Raw genomic sequence first — 20,522 nt, 5'->3', positions numbered from 1 at the left:
GCGTCAGCCGCCGCAAGCCCTGGCAGTACGTCTTCGGCCCCGGCGTGAGCGCGACCGTGGCCCGCGAGTCCGGCCCCGACCTCGACGTCCACCTGGTCACGCACGACGCCGTCGCCAAGGGCCGTGGTCTGCCGGTGCACCGCGGCGCCCGGCTGGGGCGGGACCGGATCGTCTGGGGCTGGCTGACCGGGGTGGCCGGGCCGGCGCTGCTGACGCTGCTGCTCACCGTGGTGCCCGGGTTCGGGCTCGCCAACGACGTGCTGCTCTTCCTCAGCCTCACGGTCGCGGCGGCCCTGCTCGGGGGGCTGCTGCCGGCGCTGGCCTCGGTGGCGGTCGGCTCCCTGCTGCTGAACTACTTCTTCACCCCGCCGCTGTACCAGCTCACGATCTCCGACCCGCGCAACATCGTCGCCATCGTGATCTTCGTGGGGGTGGCGGTCTCGGTGGCCTCCGTGGTCGACCTGGCCGCCCGGCGCACCCACCAGGCGGCCCGGCTGCGCGCCGAGTCCGAGATCCTCTCCTTCCTCGCCGGCAGCGTCCTGCGCGGCGAGGACTCCCTCGACGCCCTGCTGGAGCGGCTGCGGGAGACCTTCGCCATGGACTCCGTGGCGCTGCTGGAGCGGGACGGCGAAGCCGGCGGCTGGAGCGCGGCCGGCTCCGTCGGCCCGCACCCGGTGACCCGGCCCGAGGACGCCGATGTGGACCTGCCCGTCGGGGACAGCCTGGCCCTGGCCCTGTCGGGACGGGTGCTGCCGGCCGAGGACCGGCGGGTGCTCGGCGCGTTCGCCGCCCAGGCCGCCGTCGTCCTGGACCGCCAACGCCTCCTCGACCAGGCCGAACACGCCCGCCGGCTCGCCGAGGCCAACCGCATCCGCACCGCCCTCCTCGCCGCCGTCAGCCACGACCTGCGCACCCCCCTCGCCGGCATCAAGGCCTCCGTCAGCAGCCTGCGCTCCGCCGACGTCGAATGGTCCGACGAGGACCGCGCCGACCTCCTCGAAGGCATCGAGGACGGCGCCGACCGCCTCGCCCACCTCATCGGCAACCTCCTCGACATGTCCCGCCTCAACACCGGCACCGTCGTCCCCCTCATCCGCGAGACCGACCTCGACGAAGTCGTCCCCATGGCCCTGGGCGGCGTACCCGAGGACAGCGTCGAGCTGGACATCCCGGAGACCCTGCCGATGGTCGCCGTCGACCGGGGCCTGCTGGAGCGGGCCGTGGCCAACATCGTGGAGAACGCGGTCAAGTACAGCCCCGCGGGAACCCCGGTCACCGTGGCCGCCAGTGCCCTGCGCGACCGGGTCGAGCTCCGGGTGGTCGACCGCGGACCGGGCGTGCCCGACGGTGCCAAGGACACGATCTTCGAGCCGTTCCAGCGCCACGGCGACGCCCCCCGCGGCGCCGGCGTCGGCCTCGGACTGGCCGTCGCCCGCGGCTTCACCGAGGCCATGGACGGCACTCTGACCGCCGAGGACACCCCCGGCGGCGGACTCACCATGGTGCTCACCCTGCCGACCGCCCGGCCCGCGCAGCCGGTGACCGCCGTCCTGCCCGACGAGTAACCTCCCGCCATGGGTGAGGACATGGCGGGGCTGTCCGGTCGGCACATCAAGAACCTGGCCGTGCCGCACGCCGCCGCCGCCGTCCAGCGGGACGCCCGAATCGCGCAGGCCGAGGCGAACCGGCTGGCGACCGAGGCCGAACCGGACCGCTCCCGCCGCCCCCACGTCCACGCGGGCTGAGGCCGGGGGCGGGGGGCGGGACCGGGGCGCGTCGGGTCAGCCGAAGAACTCCGTCACGGCGCCGGCGAGGAGGGCCGGGTCCACCTGGTGGTCCTGTCCCTCCAGGGTGCGCCGCTCGGCGGCGGGCAGCAGTGCGGCGAGCGCCCGTGCGCCGTGGCCGAACATCGGGGGGCTGGCGCCCCCGTCCACGACCAGGGTGGGCACCGTGACCGCCGGCCAGCGGTCGGCCGGGAGCGGCCGCCCGGACATGGTGGCGCCCATGACCGTGCCGTCGTAGGCGAGGGTGTGCGCCAGCGACTCCATGTGCGCCCAGCCGGCCGCGTCCGCGCGCATCCCCCCGAGGTACTCGGCGGGCAGGCCGACGGCGGCGGTCAGGAACAGCTCCACGGCGTCCCCGCGGCGGCCCTCGGCCACCGCCGTGCGCAGCCGCTCGACGTAGTCGGCGGGCAGCGGCGGACGGCTGTCCTCGACGACGAACGGCGGCTCGTACACGGCCAGTCCGGTCACCGGCACCCCGCCCTGTACGGCCTCCAGCGCGAGCACCGCGCCCGAGGACATGCCGAGCAGCAGGGCGGAGCCGCCGAGTTCGGCGACGAGCGCGGCGATGTCCTCGACCTCCCGCCGGACCTCGTACGGACCGGTGTCCCCGCTGTCACCGCGGCCGCGGCGGTCGTAGGTGACGACGGTGAACCGCTCGGCGAGCAGCCGGGCCAGCGTCAGCCAGTGCGCGTCGTCGCGCACCTGGAACGCGCCGCCCACCATGACGAGTGCGGGCCCCTGCCCGAAGCGCTCGTAGGCGATGACGGTTCCGTCGTGCGAGGTGGTCTTCAGCATGCTGGTCTCCCCCATGTGTACGGCGTCCACATTCTGCGAAGAGCCTACACTGCAAAGTGAACACCGTCCACATCTCTAGGAGGCCGTCGTGCCGGAAGCCGCAGAACCCACCGGACCAGCAGGGCCCGCACCCGAGCGGCGCACCACCTACCGGCACGGGAACCTGCGCAACGCGCTCCTCGACGCCGCCCTGGAACTGGCCCGTGAGGGCGGTCCGGACTCGGTGGCCCTGCGCGAGGTGACCCGCCGGGCCGGCGTCGCGCCCAACGCCGCCTACCGCCACTTCGCCGACCGCGCCGCCCTGGTCCACGCCGTCTCCCAGGCGGCCATGGCCCGCGTCGCGCGCACCATGGAGGCCGAGCTCGCCGCGGTCCCCGCCACCGACGACCCGGTCGCCCGCGCCCGCGCCCGCTTCCGCGCGGTCGGCACCGGCTACATCCGCTTCGCCACGGAGGAACCGGGCTGGTTCCGCACGGCCTTCCACGTCCCGGCCGACATGACCTACGCCACCGACACCACGGCCGCCGGCGCCGAGGGCCTGACCCCGTTCGAGATCCTGGGCGCCTCCCTGGACGACCTGGTCACCACGGGCGTCCTGCCGGAGTCCCGCCGCCCGGGCGCCGAGTTCCTCGCCTGGTCCGCGGTCCACGGCCTGAGCGTCCTGATGATCGACGGCCCCCTGCGCGGCATCACCCCCGACCAGGCGCACGCCGCGGGCCAGGACGTGATCGACATGATCGAACGCGGCATCTGAGCCGCGGCCCTCACAGCAGCGGCCGCTCGAACGAGACCTCGGCCGGGGGTTCGCCCGGCCAGCTCAGACGGGTCGGGGTCGCCGGGGTGCGGGCCAGCACGGTGCCGCGGGTGATCACGTGGGTGGGACGGACCTGGCGGCGCAGGGCGTCGTACGGGGTGCGGGCCGGCAGGAGGACGAAGGAGGCCCACGAGCCCGGCACGATCGCGTAGTCCTCCAGGCCCAGCACGGCCGCGGCGCGGTCCGTCACCATCGAGAACGCGGTCGGGATCTCGTCCGCGCCCGTCAGCTGGGCGGCGTACAGACCGGTCAGGGCGGTCTGCAGCGGATTGCCGGTGCCGAGCGGGTTCCACGGGTCCATCACGTCGTCGTGGCCGAAGGCCACGTTCACGCCCGCGCCCAGCATCTCCTTGACCTGGGTCAGGCCGCGCCGCCGGGGGTAGCCGTCGAAGCGGCCCTGGAGCGCCAGATTGGCGAACGGGTTGCAGACCAGGTGCACGCCCGAGCGGCGCAGCAGCCGCTGGAGCTTGTAGCTGTAGGCGCCGTTGTACGAGCCCATGGCCGTGGTGTGCGAGGCGGTGGCCCGGCCGCGCAGTCCGGTGCGCAGGGCGAGGGCGGCGAGGACCTCCACGAAACGGGATTGCTCGTCGTCGATCTCGTCGCAGTGCGCGTCCACCCGCAGCCCGTGCTGCTCGGCCAGCTCGAACGCCAGGTGCAAGGAGGCCACCCCGTCCTCCCGGGTGTCCTCGAAGTGCGGGATGGCACCCACCACGTCCGCCCCGCGCGCCACGGCGGCGCGCATCAGCTCCGCCCCGCCGGGGAAGGAGACGATGCCCTCCTGCGGGAACGCGACGATCTGGAGCGTCATCACCTCCCGCACCCGGTCCCGCACTTCCAGCAGCGCGTCGAGCGCCGTCAGGTCCGGGTCGGTCACGTCGCAGTGGGTGCGCACGTGCAGCACCCCCTGGGCGGCCTGCCAGCGCAGCACCTCGGTGGCCCGGGCCACCACGTCCTCGCGGGTCAGCTCCCGTTTGCGCTCGCTCCAGCAGGCGATGCCCTCCCACAGCGTGCCGGAGGCGTTCCAGCGCGGCTCGCCCGCCGTCAGCGCGGTGTCGAGGTGCACGTGCGGCTCGACGAAGGCCGGGCTGAGCAGGTCCCCGTGCGCCTCGATCAGCACCCCGGTGGCCGGCGGCTCCTTCTGGTCGTCGTGCGGGACGACGCGGGCGATGCGGCCGCCCTCCGCCACTTCCACGTCCATCAGGCCCGGCGAGAGCTCGCCGCCGCCGGTGTACAGCCGGGCACCGCGCACCATCATCCGCATGGGGCCACCCTAGGGCGCCTCAGCCCCGCTTCGCCTGGGCCTTCTGCTGCATGCCGCGGGTCTTGGCCGAGAGCGACTGCGCCGCGTCCTTGACCGCCGCCCGGGCGCGGGCCTCGGCCGCCCTGTTCCTCGCCTGCGTGAGGTCGTCGTCGTGGTGGGACCCGGTGCTCCCGCTGCCGCCGCCGGTCCGGCTCCTGCCACCGCTGCTGCCGTGCGACTTCTTGGACATGCCTCCACTGTCCCCCCGTACGCCGTCCTCGGCATCCCGGACGGACCTGGGCGAACCGGCGGCGGCGAGGTACCGCGAACGCCGAGAATGGGCCCATGAGCAGCGATGCGACCGATGCGACCGACCCGAACGCGGCCGTGGCCGACGCCGGCGCCCCCGCCGACGCCCACGCCGACCTGCCCGACTGGGAGAAGCGCTTCCGGGCCCCCCGGGTGCTGATGCCCGAGTGGGCCGAGGACGCCCCGGACCGGGCGCTGTACGTCTCGAACGAGACCGGCACCTACGAGTTCTACGCCTGGGACCGGGCCACGGGCACCCGCCGCCAGGTCACCGACCGCCCCAACGGCACCACCGACGGCACCCTCTCCCCCGACGGCGAGTGGATCTGGTGGTTCTCCGACACCGACGGCGACGAGTTCGGCACCTGGGTGCGCCAGCCCTTCGCCGGCGGACCGGACGAGCCGGCCACCCCGGGCCTCGCCCCGGCCTATCCCGAGGGCCTGGCCCTCGGGCGCGACGGCACCGCCGTCGTGGGCCGCTCCACCGACGAGGAGGGCTCGACGATCTTCGTGTGCCGGCCGGGCGCCGAGCCGGTGGAGATCTACCGGCACCGCGAGACCGCCGTGGTCGGCGACCTCTCCCGCGACGGCACGCTGATCGCGATCGAGCACACCGAGCACGGCGACTCGATGCACTCCTCGCTGCGCGTGCTCACCCTCGACGGCAAGACCGTCGCCGAGCTCGACGACACCCGCGGCGGCACCGAGGAACTGGGCCTGGCCGTCCTCGGCTTCGCGCCGGTCCCCGGGGACACCCGGCTGCTCGTCTGCCACCAGCGCGGCGGCCGCTGGGAGCCGATGATCTGGGACGTGGCCGCCGGCACCGAGGAGCCGCTGGAGATCGACCTGCCCGGCGACGTGGGCGCCGAGTGGTACCCCGACGGCTCGGCCCTGCTGGTCTCGCACGGCTACGAGGCCCGCAGCGAGCTGTGGCGCTACGACCTCGCCGACCGGGCCCTGACCCGGGTCGACACCCCGCCCGGCACGGTCTCGGACGCCTCCGCCCGGCCCGACGGGACCGTGGAGTACCAGTGGTCCTCGGCCGCCGAGCCCTCCTCGGTACGGTCCACCGCGGGCGGGGTGGTCCTGGAACTGCCCGGCCTGCGCGCGCCCGGCTCGGTGCCGGTGGAGGACGCCTGGGTGGACGGCCCCGGCGGCCGGATCCACGCGCTCGTCCAGCGCCCCCGGGGCCAGGGCGACGGCCCCTTCCCGACCGTCTTCGAGATCCACGGCGGCCCGACCTGGCACGACAGCGACGCCTTCGCCGCGGGCCCGGCGGCCTGGCTGGACCACGGGTTCGCGGTGGTCCGGGTCAACTACCGCGGCTCCACCGGCTACGGCCGTGCCTGGACGGACGCGCTCAAGCACCGGGTCGGCCTGATCGAGCTGGAGGACATCGCCGCGGTCCGGGACTGGGCGGTGTCCGCCGGCCTCGCCGACCCGGCCCGGCTGGTGCTCTCGGGCGGCTCCTGGGGCGGCTACCTGACCCTGCTGGGCCTGGGCACCCAGCCCGAGGCCTGGGCGGTGGGGCTGGCCGCCGTACCCGTGGCGGACTACGTGACGGCGTACCACGACGAGATGGAGACGCTGAAGGCGCTGGACCGCACGCTGTTCGGCGGGACCCCGGAGGAGGAGCCGGAGCGGTGGGCGGCCTCCTCGCCGCTGACCTACGTCGACCAGGTCCGCGCCCCCGTCTACATCGCGGCCGGGGTCAACGACCCGCGCTGCCCGATCCGCCAGATCGACCACTACGTCGACCGGCTCGCGGCGCGCGGCGCCGTGCACGAGGTCTACCGCTACGACGCCGGCCACGGCTCCCTGGTGGTGGCCGAACGGATCAAGCAGCTCCGGCTGGAGCTGGACTTCGCGCTCAAGCACCTGCCGCGGCGCTGAGCCCCGGGCGCCGCACGGCCGCGCCCACGGCCTGGCCGTCCCCGGTGGTCCTGCCGCGGGCCCCGCGGCAGGACCACCGGGGCACCCCCCGTACCGTGGAGGGGTGCACCGGTTTCTGCTGACCCCGCGCTGGTGGGGGATCAACCTCTTCGTCGTGCTGGCCGTTCCCTTCTGCCTGTTCATGGGGACGTGGCAGCTCGGCCGTTTCGAGGACCGCGTCGACTCGCACCGCGAGGCCACCGCCGAACGGCCCGCGGCCGCCGCGGCCGCCCCGCTGGACTCGCTGCTGCCGGTGGACCGCAGGACCTCGGGCCGGACGGCATCGGTGTCCGGCCAGTACGCGGAACAGTTCCTGGTGCCCGAGCGGCTGCTCGACGGGAAGACCGGCTTCTACGTGCTCACGCTGCTGCGCACCGACGGCGGCAAGGCCGTCCCCGTGGTCCGCGGCTGGCTGCCGGGCGCGCCCGACGCGTCCCGGGCCCCGGCCCCGCCCGCCGGGCGGGTCGAGGTGACCGGCGCCCTGCAGGCCGCCGAGAGCTCCAGCACCAAGGGCGTCCACGCCGAGGGCGGCCTGCCGCCCGGCCAGCTCGGCATCATCGGTGCGGCCTCGCTGGTCAACCTGGTGCCCTACGAGCTGTACGACGCCTGGCTCACGGTGCAGACCCCGGCCGACGGCCTGACCCCGGTCCCGGCCCGGGCCCCGAGCAACACGGGCCTGGACCTGAAGGCCTTCCAGAACCTCGGCTACACCGGCGAGTGGTTCGTCTTCGCCGCGTTCGTCCTGTTCATGTGGTTCCGCCTCTACCGCCGCGAGACGGAGACCCTCCGCGACGCCGAGGCCGGCCTGCTCCCCGCGGCCTAGGCCGGCGGGGCCACCGGCAGCATGCCGGTGGTGTAGACCGTGCCGCCGCAGGCGGACGGGACCGAGACCTGCGTGCCCGTGGCCCCCGGCTGCGGCGTCAGCGTGACCGGCACGCCGGGCCCGGCCGACGGCGGCCCCTGGATCTCGGCGGCGGGCGCCTGACCGTCCGGGGCGCCGGACTTGCCGCCCGCCGCGGGCGTGGGGCTCGGCGCGGGCGGGCAGGCCTGGGCCGGGGGCACCCAGGCGAAGCGGATCTCGTAGGCCGTGCTCGGCGGCAGGACCAGCGAGGACGCCTCCCAGGCGGGGTCGGGCAGGCCGGCCGCCGGATCGCTCGCGGTGTGCCGCACCACCGTGGTGCCCGGGCCCGAGGTGACCGTGTCGGTCCCGCGGACCGTGCACCCGGTGGCCGAGACGTTGGTGACCTTGAAGCTGCCGTAGACCTTGCCGTCCGCGTCCGGGGTCCCCGCGACGCTGCCGCTGACGCCGAGCTGGCCGGAGCCGCAGGTGGGCACGCCCGGGGCGGCCGCCGGGGGCAGCGGACGGGTGCCCGGCGTCGGCCCGACCGGCGGGCCGCCGAACGACGGGCTCTGCGGGCCGGCGCTGCTGCCCGGCCGCTGCCCGGCGCCGCCGGCACCGGGACCACCCGTGGCGGGGAGCGGCGGGACGCCCGGCCGCTCGCCCGAGCCCGTGGCGTGCGGGTCGGAGCCGCCGCTGTCGGCCCGGCCGACGGCGTCCTGCTGGTGCCCGGCCATCGCCGGCGCCGCGTCGGAGCCGTGCGCGTCCTGGGTCAGGTGCAGCCCCACGGGGACTCCGGCACCCACCAGCAGCACGGCGGCCGCCGCGCCGACCAGGGTCTGCCGGCGGCGGGCCCGGCGGGCGGGGACCGCGTGGTGCAGCCGGTCCAGGGCACCGGCCGAGGGCTGGAGCCCGTCGACGGCCGTGCGCAGCAGTGCCCGCAGGTCCTGCTCGGTCAGACCGTCGCGCGTACCGTCGTGGGAAGGGTCGTGCTCGTTCATGACTGCGCGGCCTCCATCGCCACCCGCAGCGCAGCTATGCCCCGCGATCCGTACGCCTTCACCGAGCCCAGGGAGATGCCGAGGGTCTCGGCCACCTGGGACTCCGTCATGTCCGCGAAGTAGCGCAGCACCAGCACCTCGCGCTGCCTGCGCTGCAGGCTCTTCATGGCCCTGATGAGATCGTCCCTCTCCAGCAGGTCGTACGCGCCCTCCTCCGCGCTCGCCATGTCCGGCATCGGCTTCGACAGCAGCTTGAGACCGAGGATGCGCCGACGGAGCGCGGAACGCGAGAGGTTGACCACGGTCTGGCGCAGATAGGCCAGGGTCTTCTCACGGTCCCGGACCCGGCTGCGCGCCGAGTGGACCCGGATGAAGGCCTCCTGGACGACGTCCTCGCAGGAGGCGGTGTCGTCCAGGAGCAGGGCGGCGAGCCCCAGCAGGGAGCGGTAGTGCGCCTGGTAGGTCTCGGTGAGGTGGTCGACGGTGGTCCCGGCCACGACCTCGGGCTGCGGGTCGGGAGCGGTCACCGGAGGACCGCCGGGGAGGCGAGGGGGCCGGGGCGCCGGGACGATCCCGAAGCGCGCCGGAACGACGGCGTAGTCGAGCAAGGCCTGTGCCACGTCAGTTGGACGCGCCTGCCCTCGTCAGGGTTGTACGCGCGCGGCGATTTCTTGTGCCGTGCGCCAAATGCCCTCATGCGTACCCGTTCTTCCCGTATGCCCTACCTGTCCAGGCGGCACCGGTGCTTCACCTTGATCGAGGGATCGGGGTCGATCCTACAAAGCGAAATACGCATGTTCACGCGCGATCAGTTCCGCGATCCGGGCGCCGTTCACGGCGGCTCCGGTCCGGAGGTTGTCGGCGCAGACGAAGAATTCCAGGGCGCGCGGATCGTCCAGGGAGCCGCGCACGCGCCCCACCCAGGCCGGATCCGTCCCGGCCGCGTCCGCCGGGGTCGGGAACTCCCCCGCCGCCGGGTCGTCGACGACCACCACACCCGGCGCGGACTCCAGCACCTCGCGCGCCCGTACGGCGTCCACCTCGGCCTCGAACCGGGCCCGGACGGTCAGCGAGTGCCCGGTCAGCACCGGCACCTGCACGCACGTCACCGACACCGGGAGCGCGTCCAGTCCCAGGATCCGCCGGGACTCGGCCCGGACCGCGAGCTCGTGCGAGGACCAGCCGTCCGCGCGCAGTTCGCCCGACCAGGGCACCACGTTGAGCGCGAGCGGGGCCGCGAACGGCCCGGTGTCCTCGCCCACGGCCCGCCGTACGTCGCCGGGCTGCGAGCCCAGCTCGGTCCCGGCGACCACGGACAGCTGACGGCGCAGCGCCTCGGCGCCGGCCCGGCCGGAGGCGCCGGCGGCCTGGTACGAGGAGACGAACAGCTCGGTCAGCACGAACTCGGCGTGCAGCGCGCCGACGGCCGCGATCATCGCGGCGGTCACGCAGTCGGGACCCGCGACGATCCCGCGCGGCCGGACCCGCGCCGCGTACCCGTTGACCTCGGGCACCACCAGTGGCACCTCGGGGTCCTCCCGGAAGGCCGGCGAGCGGTCCACCACGGCCATGCCGCGGGCCACCGCGACGGGCGCCCAGCGGGCCGAGACCTCGGCCGGGGTGAGGAAGAGGGCCACGTCGCCCGCGCCGAGGCCGTCGAAGGCGTCCTCGGTGAGGGCGAGCACCTCGGTCTCCTCCCCGCGCACGACCAGCCGGCGGCCGGCCGAGCGCGAGGAGGCGATCAGGCGTATGTCGCCCCAGACGTCCGCCCGTGTGGACAGGACCTGGAGCAGGACGGAGCCCACGGCCCCGGTCGCCCCGACCACGGCCAGCGCCGGGGCGGGCGACCGGCCCGGGGTCATCGTCCGGTGCCTCCGTAGACGACGGCTTCGTCGCTGTCGGAGTCCAGCCCGAAGGCGGTGTGGACCGCGACCACGGCGGCGTTGACGTCGTCCTGGCGGGTCACGACGGAGATGCGGATCTCGGAGGTGGAGATCAGCTCGATGTTGACGCCCGCGTCCGACAGGGCCTGGAAGAAGCTGGCCGTGACGCCCGGGTTGGTCTTCATGCCCGCGCCGACCAGGGAGATCTTGCCGATCTGGTCGTCGTAGCGCAGCGAGTCGAAGCCGATCGCGCCCTTCGCCTTCTCCAGGGCGTCGATGGCCTTGTGGCCCTCGGTCTTGGGGAGGGTGAAGGAGATGTCCGTCAGGCCGGTGGACGCGGCGGACACGTTCTGCACGATCATGTCGATGTTGATCTCGGCGTCCGCGATGGCGCGGAAGATCGCCGCGGCCTCGCCCGGCTTGTCCGGGACGCCGACGACCGTGATCTTGGCTTCGGAGACGTCGTGGGCGACTCCGGAAATGATGGCGTGCTCCACCTGCGCGTCCCCTTGCGACTCGGGCTTCTCGTTGCTGACCCAGGTACCGGGGAGTCCGGAGAAGGACGACCGCACGTGGATCGGGATGTTGTAGCGGCGCGCGTATTCCACGCAGCGGTGCAGCAGCACCTTGGAGCCGGAGGCCGCGAGCTCCAGCATGTCCTCGGAGGAGATCCAGTCGATCTTCCGGGCCTTCTTCACCACGCGCGGGTCGGCGGTGAAGACCCCGTCCACGTCGGTGTAGATCTCGCAGACCTCGGCGTCCAGCGCTGCGGCGAGCGCGACGGCGGTGGTGTCGGACCCGCCCCGCCCCAGGGTGGTGATGTCCTTGGAGTCGGCGGACACGCCCTGGAAACCGGCGACGATGGCGATGTTGCCCTCGTCCAGCGCGGTACGGATCCGGCCCGGCGTGACATCGATGATGCGCGCTTTGTTGTGCACCGAGTCGGTGATGACGCCTGCCTGGCTACCGGTGAACGACTGGGCCTCGTGGCCCAGGTTTTTGATCGCCATGGCCAGCAGGGCCATGGAGATCCGCTCCCCGGCGGTCAGCAGCATGTCGAATTCCCGACCGGCAGGCATCGGCGATACCTGCTCGGCGAGTTCGATCAGCTCGTCCGTCGTGTCGCCCATCGCCGACACCACGACGACCACCTGGTGGCCGTTCTTCTTGGCATCGACGATCCGCTTGGCGACGCGCTTGATGCCCTCGGCATCGGCTACGGAGGAGCCTCCGTACTTCTGCACGACAAGGCCCACGTGCGCTCCTCGCTCAGTCCGTTACGCGTGTACGACCGCCCTGGCGGTCGTGGTCAGTCTAACGATGGACCGCCATCCGATCGGGGTGTACCGCATCGTGAGATGTGTGGTTCACCTCATGACCGGCACGCCGCTGTTCCCCGGCCGTGGCCGGGGACGCGGCGCGGGAGAGCGGCTCAGCCGCGGCCGAAGCCGCCCAGCTCCTCGGCCATGACGCGGCCCGCCTGCTCGGCGAGGTCGTCCTCGGCCAGGTCCTCGTCAGTGTCCAGCCCGTCCAGCTCCTGCAGCGGCTGGTCCAGCCGGACGTGCGCGACCAGCGACTGCAGGGCGCGCAGGGTGGCCGAGGCCGTCGAGCCCCAGTTGGAGAAGTACGAGAACTGCCACCACCACAGCGCCTCGGCGGTCCGGCCCGCCTGGTAGTGGATCAGGCCGTGCCGCAGGTCGGCCACCACGTCGGCGAGGTCGTCGGAGATCCGGTGCGCGACCGGCGCCTTGCGCGGCTCGTACGGGTCGAAGACCTCCGAGTAGACGTCGACCGGGTCCAGCATCAGCGCGAACCGCTCGCGCAGCTCGTCCACGTCCGGCTCCGGACCGAGGTCCGGCTCGTAGCGCTCGTCGGGCAGGACGTCCTGGTACGCGCCCAGCCGGCCGCCCGCCAGCAGCAGCTGGGAGACCTCCAGCAGGAGGAACGGCACGGCCGAGTCCGGATCCTCGCCCTTGGCCACCTCCGTGACCGCGACGATGAAGGACTCGATCTGGTCGGCGATCTGGACGGCGAAGTCGTCCGGATCCTGGCCCAGGGCGTGCAGCGTTGCGTCAGACATCGAGTAGTCGCCTTCCTTCAAAGGCCCGCCCGAGCGTGACCTCGTCCGCGTACTCCAGGTCTCCGCCGACGGGGAGCCCGCTGGCCAGTCGCGTGACCTTCAGGCCCATCGGCTTGATCATCCGGGCGAGATAGGTGGCCGTGGCCTCGCCCTCCAGGTTGGGGTCGGTGGCGAGGATCAGCTCGGTCACCGTGCCGTCCGCGAGCCGCGCCAGCAGCTCGCGGATGCGCAGGTCGTCGGGGCCGACGCCCTCGATCGGGCTGATCGCGCCGCCGAGCACGTGGTACCGCCCTCGGAATTCGCGCGTCCGTTCGATCGCGACGACGTCCTTGGGCTCCTCCACCACGCAGATGACCGTGTCGTCGCGCCGCGGGTCACGGCAGACGGCACAGCGCTCCTCCTGGGCCACGTTCCCGCACACCGCGCAGAACCGGACCTTCTCCTTGACCTCCAGCAGGGCGTGCGCCAGCCGGCGCACGTCCGTGGGTTCGGCCTGGAGGACGTGGAAGGCGATCCGCTGCGCGCTCTTGGGCCCGACGCCGGGCAGCCTGCCCAGTTCGTCGATCAGGTCCTGGACCACGCCTTCGTACAACGGACTGCCTTCTTCCTTCTGCGGGTGGTGGTGTCGTGACGGGTGCTGCTGTCGTGACGGGTGCTGCTCCGTCGTGACGGGTGCTGCTACGGATCAGAACGGCAGACCCGGGATGCCCGAGCCGCCGCCCAGGCCCTGCGCCAGCGGGCCCAGCTTCTGCTGCTGGAGCTTCTGCGCGTTCTCGTGGGCGGCCTGGACCGCCGCCACCACCAGGTCGGCCAGGGTCTCGGTGTCCTCCGGGTCCACGGCCGCCGGCTCGATCACCAGGGCGCGCAGCTCGCCGGAGCCGGTCACGGTCGCGCGGACCAGACCACCGCCGGCCTGACCCTCGACCTGGGCCTCGGCCAGTTCCTCCTGGGCCCGGGCGAGGTCCTGCTGCATCTTCTGGGCCTGCTGGAGCAGCTGCTGCATGTTGGGCTGGCCACCACCGGGAATCACAGGTACTCACTCCAGACGTCCGTGGCGCGCTGCTCGCGCGCTCCTCACGCGTTCCTCGATCCGAGCCTACGTGCTCCCCGGGCGCCGCGCCCTACACCGTGCGGACCTACTCTTTCGGGTGAGGTCGCGGACGGGCGCGTACCTGATCAAGACCTCCTTGCGGGCGGAAATCCCGGGATTCGTTGTCCAAAGCCCGCCATTCGGAGGTAGGAAGAGCATGCGCACCATTGCGCGCACGCGCACCACCACACGTCAGCGCAGGCAGAGGGAGTGCCGGGTGAGCCAGCCGGAGATGCAGCCCGAGGGGCCACCCCGGGATCCCCGGGAGGAGAGCAGCGGGCGGGACGCCGCGGGCGATCTGACCGGCCGGCCGTTCCCCCTGGGCGACTGGGGGGAGCCCGCCGAGCGGCTCGACGAGCTCTACCGGCGGGTGGAGGACGACGCGCTGCGCACCGCCGCGTGGTACCTCTCGGACCGGGCGTGGAAGCGGCGCGGCGCCCGGGTGCTGCGCACCGGCGCGGCCGTCGGTGCGGTCACGGGTGCGACGATGCCGCTGCTGGAGCTGACCGGCCTGCTGTCCGGGGCCTCCTCGTACGGGTACCTGGCCCTGCTGCTGGGCGCGGCCTGTCTGGCCTGCGACCGGTTCTTCGGGCTGACCTCCGGCTGGATGCGGGACGTGGCCACCGCCCAGGCGGTGCAGCGAAGACTCCAGACCTTGCAGTTCGACTGGGCCTCGGAGAACGTCCGCGAGGTCCTGGGACCCACCGAGGGCACCGCCGGCGAGGCCGCCGAGCGCTGCCTGACCGTGCTGCGGCGGTTCTCCGAGGACGTCACCGAGCTGGTGCGCGCCGAGACCGCGGACTGGATGGTCGAGTTCCGCTCCGGGCCCACCCCCCTGGTCATGCAGTCCCTCGGCCCGTCCGCGCCGCGCCCGGAGCCGGGCACGCACCCCAGCCGCTTCCCGCTGCCCCCGGGCACCCGGCCCAACATGCCGCGGCAGCGGCCGCCCGAGCAGCCGCGCTGAGCGGGCGGCGCCCCGCAGCAGCCGCCTGATCGTTCCGCCGGCCGGCCGCCCCCGCCCGGCACGGCCCGGTCCCCCCGCGGACAGCCAGGTCTTGCGCACCCCTTCGCGGAGCGTGTCCGGCGCACTACGCTGGCCCGACGGCGCACAACGACCGAACGGAGCCCGCGTGGCCTGTGACCTGTGGCTGGTCCCCCTTGTCGACGTGCTGTGCCACAGCCCCGACAACCCCTTCGCGGAGGAGATCGCCGCGTACGACAAGGCGCTCGGTGAGGCCGGGCTGCCGTCCGTACCCGTCTTCGCCTACATGCCGGGCCTGTCCGGGGACGTCGCCCCGGTCGCCGGCTTCGACTACGACGCCCTGCACTTCCTGCGACGGGCGTACCTGCTGCAGATCTGCGGGCTGCCGGTGACGCCGGTGGACGAGCTGGGCGGGGACTACGAGCAGCTGCTGGAGATGTTCGAGGGCACGGCCCAGCAGTCCCACCTGGTCTGGCACTACGACCACGCCGGGGCCTACGTCCCGGTCGACTTCGCCGCCCCGCTGGCCGACGAGGAGCTGCTGGCCGGCGGTGGACCACTGGGCTCGGTCCAGGGGCTGCTGCGGGAGCTGGCCTTCGTGGCCCCGGCCATCGGGATCGACCCGGGCAACCCGCCGGCCGCGCCCGCCCCGCCTGGCCGGCCGACCTCGCTGGACGAGCCCGCGGGCCCGGTCCCGTACGACGACAGCCCCTTCGCCCGGGAGCGGCACGTCTGGCTGGGCCTGCACGCGGCGGCCACCCGGAGCCTGGGGCAAGGCTCCATGATCATCTTCAGCTGAGGCGCCCTTCCCGGGCGCCGGCGGAGGCGGCCTTGGCCCGTGGCCGGTGGTCGGGCCCCGTGGCCGGGGCCGTGCTCAGCCGGTGGTGGGGCCCCGTGGCCGGGGCCGTGCTCAGCCGGTGGTGGGGCCCCGTGGCCGGGGCCGTGCTCAGCCGGTGGTGGGGCTCCGTGGCCGGGGCCGTGCTCAGCCGGTGGTGGGGCCCCGTGGCCGGGGCCGTGCTCAGCCGGTGGTGGGGCTCCGTGGCCGGGGCCGTGCTCAGCCGGTGGTGGGGCCCACGCGCCAGACCCAGACGTCCCGGACCCGCTCCGGCTCCGCGCCGAGCAGGCTGGTCAGCAGGGCGCGCAGTTCCTCGGCCCGGTCCTGGTCCGGCAGGACCACCGCGCCGGCCTTCCAGTACGCCAGGTCCCGCCGCGCCTGCTCCTGCCATTCCGGCCCGAGCGGCGGCGGGTCGCCGCCGTAGCGGACCTCGCGCAGCACGTTGGACAGGTGCCGCGGGGTGGCGCCGAAGGTGCCGATCCGGTCGGGCCCCCAGGGGCCCATGAAGTAGCCGCCGGCCAGCCGGAAGCCGAAGTCCGCGGTCACCTGCCAGTGCAGCGCGTCCGCCGCACCCGCATCGGGCAGCGGGACCGGAACGAGCGCTTCCCCGTCCTTGACGTACGGCTTCCACGCGCCGGAGGTGATGAACTCCGGCACCGGGTCCCGGTCCCGGACCGCCAGCGGGACCGGCACCGGCAGCACCGGGAGCAGCGCGGCGGCCACCGCCAGCAGCCCGAGCGTGCGCTGCTGCCCCGCCCGCAGCCGCAGGATCCGGTCCAGCGCGAGCGCCAGCAGCATGCCGAGGGCCGGGGCGCAGATCATCGCCACCCGCCCCTCGATCACGAACTCGAACAGCGGGACCGCCGCCAGCAGCCGCCACGGCCCGGGCACCACGAGGTCGGTGCGCGGGACGGGGATCGCGGACCCCAGCGACAGCACGGCGGCCGCCAGGGCGGTCACCGCGAGCGCCCGGACGGCCGTGGCCCGGCGCCACAGCCAGACCGCGACGGCCACGGAGAACGCGATCAGCGGCCAGCCGTAGAAGGCGTTCTGCTCGGTGTGGTTCATCGACAGCCGCGCGGCGGTCTCCTTGTCGCCGAACAGCGAGTGGCCGGCGTACTCGATCAGCGCGCGCGGGCTGTTGGCCGCGCCCGCCGGGTGGGGCACGGAGTGGTAGCTCTGCGGGCCCGAGAACTGCCACCACAGCGGGAACGCCACCAGCGGCACGGTCACCGCCGCCGCGACGAACAGCCCGCGCACCAGCGGCTTCCACGCCACCCGGGCGCGCCCGGGGTCGAAGGCCGCGTAGCAGAGGGCGAAGAGCAGCATGCCGAGCGCGGCGAGCAGCAGGGCCTCCTCGCCTATGTACACCTGGTACGCCGCGAACAGGCCGAGGACGATCCCGTCGCGGACCACCGCGCGCCCGGTGCACAGGCGCAGGGCGCGGTCGACGATCAGCGGGAGCACGAACAGGACCACGAAGTTCGGGTGCGCGGGGGCGTGCGCGATCATCGGCGGCGCGAACGCCGCCAACGCCCCGCCCGCAGCGGCCGCCCGGCGGCCCACGCCCAGCCGGCGGCGGATCAGCCAGTACCAGGCGAAGGCGGTGGCGGCGATACCGAGGGTGAAGACGAGCGCGAGCGTGAAGGTCGGGCCGAGGGCCAGGGTGACGGGCGTGAGCGGGACGGAGAGGCCGAGCATGACCGTGTTGCCCATCAGGTTCACGCCGTCGGGCATGCCCTGGAGATCCGTGAAGAGCGGATTGCGCAGGTGGGAGATGTTGTCGGCGGTGACCGCGAAGAACCACTCCCACTGGTTCTGGTCCTGCATCGCGTCGGCGAGGTAGCCGCCACCGAGGTCGGCCCAGAGGCCGCCGTAGAGCAGGAGGGCCGCGAGCAGGTAGAGCCCGGCGACGACCACCCCGCCCCGGCCGGACCGCGGCCACCTCCGCCACCTCCGCCACCTCCGCCGCTCGGGGGGCGCCACCTCGGCCACCGAACCAGGGCGGAGGGCGGTGTCGGTAGGGGTATCGGTATCGGTATCGGTGTCGGTGTGGGTATCGGTGTCGGTGTCGGCACCGCCGAAGCGGGCAGTATCGGTGGCGGCGGCGAGATCGGTGTCGGTGACCAGCACCCGCCGGCCGACGGCCGCGGCGACGCCCCGGCGCACGGCCGCGTCCCGGCCCTGGTGGCGGTCGTCGCGTATCAGGCGTATGCGGGGGTCGGCAGCGGCCGCGGCCCGGACGACATCGGCGGTGGCGTCGATGGACCCGTCGTCCACCACGATCACCTCCCAGCCGCCCCGGCCGGTACCGAGCCGGTCGTCCAGCTGCGCCCGCAAGCGGTCCAGCACGGCGCCGAGCCGCTCCTCCCCGCAGGAGGCGGGGACGACGACGCTGAGGGCGACCGTGCCGAGCCCGGTCGGCGGCGACGCGGCGCTCACGCGCGCCCCTCCGCGGCGGGGGCGGCGCTCCGGTCGAGGCCGGCCACCCAGGCCAGGGCGTGCTCGTTGTAGGACCGCACCAGCCGGCGCACCTCGTCGGCGTCGACCCGGGTCACCGCCTCCACCAGCTCGGTGTGCCGGTCCCACAGGGCCGACCGCAGCTCCGCCTCCCGCTGGAGGTGGGGGACGGCGAACACCCAGCACCGCACCCGGATGCTGTGCAGGAAATCGGTGATCCAGACGTTCCCGACCAGCCCGCTCAACTCGCGCCAGAAGCGCAGGTCGTAGCCGATCAGCACCTCCAGCGAGCCGCTGCGCGCGGCGCGTTCGGCCTCGGCGGCCCGGCGGCGTACGGAGACCAGCTGTTCGGCGACACCGGCGGACGTACCGCGCTCCACCAGCCGCCGGAAGATCCCGTCCACGACCAGGGAGCGAGCCTCGACCATCCCCCGGAAGTCGTCCACGGTGTAGACCCGGACCCGGAAGCCGCGGTGCATCGCGGACTCCAGCAGCCCCTGGGCGGAGAGGTCGACCAGGGCCTCGCGGACCGGGGTCGCGGAGACCTCGTACTGCTCGGCGATCTGCTTGACCGTGAACTCCGTGCCCGGGGGCAGGCGGCCCGCGAGCACCTCGTCGCGCAGGGCGTCCGCGATCTGCTGCCGAAGCGTGTTGCGGGTGACAGCTCCGCTGCCGGCCATGGGGTCCGTCTCCTTCGTAGAACTCCGGACACCATAGGCCAGGCGGCTGCGGGCGGGGAGAACGAACCGGACCCGTACCGGTCTTCGGCACGGGTCCGGTCGGTCGGGGCCGGCTCAGGCGCCGGCGGTGGTGTGTCGGTCGGCGACCGACAGCGCCTCGTCGAGCAGGGCCAGGCCCTCCTTGGCCTCGGCCTCGGTGATGGTGCAGGCGGGCACCACGTGGGTCCGGTTCATGTTGACGAACGGCCACAGCCCGGCCTGCTTGCAGGCCGCGGTGAACTCGGCCATCGGCGCGTTGTCCGCACCCGCCGCGTTGTACGGCACGAGCGGCTCGCGCGTCTCCTTGTCCCGTACGAGGTCCAGCGCCCAGAAGGCGCCGAGCCCACGGACCTCGCCCACGGACGGGTGTCGCTCGGCGATCTCGGCGAGGGCAGGGCCGATGACGTCGGCGCCGAGGTGCGCGGCGTGCTCCACGACGCCCTCCTCGGCCATCGCGGTGATCGTGGCCACGGCGGCCGCGCAGGCGAGCGGGTGCCCGGAGTACGTCAGACCACCGGGGTACGGGCGCTCGTCGAAGGTCGCGGCGATCTCGGCCGAGATCGCCACGCCGCCCAGCGGCACGTACCCGCTGTTGACGCCCTTGGCGAAGGTCAGCAGGTCAGGGGTGACGTCCCAGTGCTCGGCGGCGAACCACCGGCCGGTGCGGCCGAAGCCGGCCATGACCTCGTCGAGGATGAAGACGATGCCGTAGCGGTCGCACAGCGCACGGACCCCGGCGAGGTAGCCGGCCGGCGGGACCATGATCCCGGCGGTGCCCGGCACGGTCTCCAGGATGATCGCCGCGATGGACTGCGGCCCCTCGAAGGCGATCGTGTCGGCGAGGTGCGCCAGCGCGCGCTCGCACTCCTCGGCCTCGGTGGTGGCGTGGAACGGCGAACGGTAGAGGAACGGCCCCCAGAAGTGCACGACCCCGGCGGAGGCGGTGTCGGAGGGCCAGCGGCGCGGGTCACCGGTGAGGTTGATCGCGGCGGCGGTGGCGCCGTGGTACGAGCGGTAGGCGGAGAGCACCTTGGTCCGGCCCGTGTGCAGACGGGCCATCCGGACGGCGTTCTCGACGGCCTCGGCGCCGCCGTTGGTGAAGAAGATCTTGTCCAGGTCGCCCGGGGTCCGCTCGGCGATCAGCCGGGCCGCCTCGGAGCGGACGTCGACGGCGAACCCGGGCGCGAGCGTGCAGAGCTTGCCGGCCTGCTCCTGGATCGCGGCGACGACCTTGGGGTGCTGGTGGCCGATGTTGGTGTTGACGAGCTGGGAGGAGAAGTCGAGGAACCGGTTCCCGTCGTAGTCCCAGAAGTACGACCCCTCGGCCCCGGCGACGGCGAGCGGATCGATGAGCTTCTGCGCGGACCAGGAGTGGAACACGTGCGCACGGTCGGCGGCCTTGACGGCGTCCTTCGCGGCGGCGTCGGCCTGCGGAGTGAGAGGGGTGGTCATGGCTGGAGGGTAGAAGTGCGCAGGTGGGAGGCGATATCGGCGGTTTGTATGGGGGTGGGGGGCGCGCCTCGGCAACGTGTCGCGGGCGGCGGGGTGACGTGCTCCGGCGGAACGGCCAGTTCCCTGGCCGCCACGGATCAGCCGGCCCGGCCCGCCGGCCCGGCCGACTGCTCCGTGGCCGCCGCCGGAACCGGTGCCGAGCCGGCCGTGGACCACGGCCCGGCGGCAGGTCCTGGGCGCGGTCCTGCACGAGCCCTGGGCCGGCCACCGGGGCGGGGCGGGAGTGGGGAGTCCGGTCAGGGCAGGAC

Annotated in this window: 20 protein-coding genes; 7 read left to right on the top strand and 13 right to left on the bottom strand. The window is 74.0% G+C overall.

Annotated elements, in window-relative coordinates; genetic code table 11:
• Together EF918_RS18040 and EF918_RS37040 are read left to right on the top strand one after the other, a co-directional pair.
• The coding region (locus EF918_RS18040) for an ATP-binding protein (RefSeq protein ID WP_125647067.1) at positions 1 to 1,565 on the top strand (1,565 nt) is incomplete at its 5' end.
• 9 nt (positions 1,566 to 1,574) lie between these two features.
• Complete coding sequence (locus tag EF918_RS37040) at positions 1,575 to 1,745, top strand: hypothetical protein (protein WP_185921800.1); 171 nt, start codon at positions 1,575 to 1,577, stop codon at positions 1,743 to 1,745.
• A gap of 36 nt (positions 1,746 to 1,781) precedes the next feature.
• Here the strand turns inward: EF918_RS37040 and EF918_RS18035 are convergent, their stop codons facing one another.
• Positions 1,782 to 2,579 (bottom strand): alpha/beta fold hydrolase, encoded by a 798-nt coding sequence (locus EF918_RS18035; protein ID WP_125647064.1) that lies wholly within the window; start codon positions 2,577 to 2,579, stop codon positions 1,782 to 1,784.
• A gap of 88 nt (positions 2,580 to 2,667) precedes the next feature.
• On the opposite strand from EF918_RS18035, the gene EF918_RS18030 reads away from it, so the two are divergent.
• Positions 2,668 to 3,333, top strand: coding sequence for a TetR/AcrR family transcriptional regulator (locus tag EF918_RS18030; RefSeq protein ID WP_125647061.1), 666 nt, complete (start codon positions 2,668 to 2,670; stop codon positions 3,331 to 3,333).
• A 10-nt stretch (positions 3,334 to 3,343) separates the two neighbouring features.
• Here the strand turns inward: EF918_RS18030 and codA are convergent, their stop codons facing one another.
• The gene (codA, locus tag EF918_RS18025; RefSeq protein ID WP_260610328.1) at positions 3,344 to 4,654 is read right to left on the bottom strand and encodes a cytosine deaminase; all 1,311 of its coding nucleotides are present in this window, start codon (positions 4,652 to 4,654) and stop codon (positions 3,344 to 3,346) included.
• Between the two features lie 19 nt (positions 4,655 to 4,673).
• Positions 4,674 to 4,883, bottom strand: a complete 210-nt coding sequence (locus EF918_RS18020; RefSeq protein WP_125647058.1) for a hypothetical protein — start codon at positions 4,881 to 4,883, stop codon at positions 4,674 to 4,676.
• Between the two features lie 218 nt (positions 4,884 to 5,101).
• On the opposite strand from EF918_RS18020, the gene EF918_RS18015 reads away from it, so the two are divergent.
• The gene (locus tag EF918_RS18015; RefSeq protein ID WP_260610329.1) at positions 5,102 to 6,835 is read left to right on the top strand and encodes a prolyl oligopeptidase family serine peptidase; all 1,734 of its coding nucleotides are present in this window, start codon (positions 5,102 to 5,104) and stop codon (positions 6,833 to 6,835) included.
• Positions 6,836 to 6,938: 103 nt separating this feature from the next.
• Entirely contained in the window at positions 6,939 to 7,697 is a 759-nt protein-coding gene (locus tag EF918_RS18010) for an SURF1 family protein (RefSeq protein ID WP_125647052.1), read from the top strand.
• Here EF918_RS18010 and EF918_RS18000 read toward each other — a convergent pair.
• The 7 genes from EF918_RS18000 to EF918_RS17970 form a co-directional block, all read right to left on the bottom strand.
• The gene (locus EF918_RS18000; RefSeq protein WP_125647049.1) at positions 7,694 to 8,713 is read right to left on the bottom strand and encodes a hypothetical protein; all 1,020 of its coding nucleotides are present in this window, start codon (positions 8,711 to 8,713) and stop codon (positions 7,694 to 7,696) included. The two genes, EF918_RS18010 and EF918_RS18000, sit on opposite strands and share 4 nt — an antisense overlap.
• A complete protein-coding gene (locus EF918_RS17995; RefSeq protein WP_260610326.1) occupies positions 8,710 to 9,240 on the bottom strand; it encodes a SigE family RNA polymerase sigma factor in 531 nt (176 codons plus the stop codon). The genes EF918_RS18000 and EF918_RS17995 overlap by 4 nt, the downstream gene beginning before the upstream one ends.
• A gap of 249 nt (positions 9,241 to 9,489) precedes the next feature.
• Complete coding sequence (locus EF918_RS17990; protein ID WP_125647043.1) at positions 9,490 to 10,575, bottom strand: aspartate-semialdehyde dehydrogenase; 1,086 nt, start codon at positions 10,573 to 10,575, stop codon at positions 9,490 to 9,492.
• Positions 10,572 to 11,852: an aspartate kinase gene (locus EF918_RS17985; protein ID WP_125647040.1), complete on the bottom strand. Its 1,281-nt coding sequence runs from the start codon at positions 11,850 to 11,852 to the stop codon at positions 10,572 to 10,574. Before EF918_RS17985 ends, EF918_RS17990 begins: the two co-directional genes overlap by 4 nt.
• Before the next feature lie 176 nt (positions 11,853 to 12,028).
• Positions 12,029 to 12,676: a DUF5063 domain-containing protein gene (locus EF918_RS17980; protein WP_125647036.1), complete on the bottom strand. Its 648-nt coding sequence runs from the start codon at positions 12,674 to 12,676 to the stop codon at positions 12,029 to 12,031.
• Positions 12,669 to 13,268, bottom strand: coding sequence for a recombination mediator RecR (gene recR / locus EF918_RS17975; protein WP_125647033.1), 600 nt, complete (start codon positions 13,266 to 13,268; stop codon positions 12,669 to 12,671). Before recR ends, EF918_RS17980 begins: the two co-directional genes overlap by 8 nt.
• A 93-nt stretch (positions 13,269 to 13,361) precedes the next feature.
• Positions 13,362 to 13,706 carry a YbaB/EbfC family nucleoid-associated protein gene (locus EF918_RS17970; RefSeq protein ID WP_125647030.1) on the bottom strand — a complete coding sequence of 115 codons (345 nt, stop codon included), beginning with the start codon at positions 13,704 to 13,706 and terminating at the stop codon, positions 13,362 to 13,364.
• A gap of 277 nt (positions 13,707 to 13,983) precedes the next feature.
• Between EF918_RS17970 and EF918_RS17965 the strand changes: the two genes are divergently transcribed.
• Entirely contained in the window at positions 13,984 to 14,730 is a 747-nt protein-coding gene (locus EF918_RS17965) for an SLATT domain-containing protein (RefSeq protein ID WP_185921799.1), read from the top strand.
• A gap of 166 nt (positions 14,731 to 14,896) precedes the next feature.
• A complete protein-coding gene (locus EF918_RS17960; protein ID WP_125647027.1) occupies positions 14,897 to 15,547 on the top strand; it encodes a hypothetical protein in 651 nt (216 codons plus the stop codon).
• A 255-nt stretch (positions 15,548 to 15,802) separates the two neighbouring features.
• Here the strand turns inward: EF918_RS17960 and EF918_RS17955 are convergent, their stop codons facing one another.
• The 3 genes from EF918_RS17955 to EF918_RS17945 form a co-directional block, all read right to left on the bottom strand.
• Positions 15,803 to 18,025, bottom strand: a complete 2,223-nt coding sequence (locus EF918_RS17955; protein ID WP_125647024.1) for a glycosyltransferase — start codon at positions 18,023 to 18,025, stop codon at positions 15,803 to 15,805.
• Positions 18,022 to 18,723 carry a GntR family transcriptional regulator gene (locus tag EF918_RS17950; RefSeq protein ID WP_125647021.1) on the bottom strand — a complete coding sequence of 234 codons (702 nt, stop codon included), beginning with the start codon at positions 18,721 to 18,723 and terminating at the stop codon, positions 18,022 to 18,024. The genes EF918_RS17955 and EF918_RS17950 overlap by 4 nt, the downstream gene beginning before the upstream one ends.
• Positions 18,724 to 18,837: 114 nt before the next feature.
• Positions 18,838 to 20,214 (bottom strand): aspartate aminotransferase family protein, encoded by a 1,377-nt coding sequence (locus EF918_RS17945; RefSeq protein ID WP_125647018.1) that lies wholly within the window; start codon positions 20,212 to 20,214, stop codon positions 18,838 to 18,840.
• Positions 20,215 to 20,522: the final 308 nt, after the last annotated feature.

Source organism: Streptomyces sp. WAC06614, from assembly GCF_003949795.1.
Taxonomy (GTDB): domain Bacteria; phylum Actinomycetota; class Actinomycetes; order Streptomycetales; family Streptomycetaceae; genus Streptomyces.
Note: the sequence above shows the minus strand (reverse complement) of the source record. Positions and strands in the feature narration are given on the sequence as shown.

What these genes read in the sequence shown, in the direction of transcription:
- EF918_RS37040 (WP_185921800.1), top strand. Translation starts at nt 1,575, where the DNA reads ATGGGTGAGGACATGGCGGGGCTGTCCGGTCGGCACATCAAGAACCTG.
- EF918_RS18035 (WP_125647064.1), bottom strand. Translation starts at nt 2,579, where the DNA reads ATGCTGAAGACCACCTCGCACGACGGAACCGTCATCGCCTACGAGCGC.
- codA (WP_260610328.1), bottom strand. Translation starts at nt 4,654, where the DNA reads ATGCGGATGATGGTGCGCGGTGCCCGGCTGTACACCGGCGGCGGCGAG.
- EF918_RS18020 (WP_125647058.1), bottom strand. Translation starts at nt 4,883, where the DNA reads ATGTCCAAGAAGTCGCACGGCAGCAGCGGTGGCAGGAGCCGGACCGGC.
- EF918_RS18015 (WP_260610329.1), top strand. Translation starts at nt 5,102, where the DNA reads ATGCCCGAGTGGGCCGAGGACGCCCCGGACCGGGCGCTGTACGTCTCG.
- EF918_RS18000 (WP_125647049.1), bottom strand. Translation starts at nt 8,713, where the DNA reads ATGAACGAGCACGACCCTTCCCACGACGGTACGCGCGACGGTCTGACC.
- EF918_RS17990 (WP_125647043.1), bottom strand. Translation starts at nt 10,575, where the DNA reads ATGACCCCGGGCCGGTCGCCCGCCCCGGCGCTGGCCGTGGTCGGGGCG.
- EF918_RS17980 (WP_125647036.1), bottom strand. Translation starts at nt 12,676, where the DNA reads ATGTCTGACGCAACGCTGCACGCCCTGGGCCAGGATCCGGACGACTTC.
- EF918_RS17950 (WP_125647021.1), bottom strand. Translation starts at nt 18,723, where the DNA reads ATGGCCGGCAGCGGAGCTGTCACCCGCAACACGCTTCGGCAGCAGATC.
- EF918_RS17945 (WP_125647018.1), bottom strand. Translation starts at nt 20,214, where the DNA reads ATGACCACCCCTCTCACTCCGCAGGCCGACGCCGCCGCGAAGGACGCC.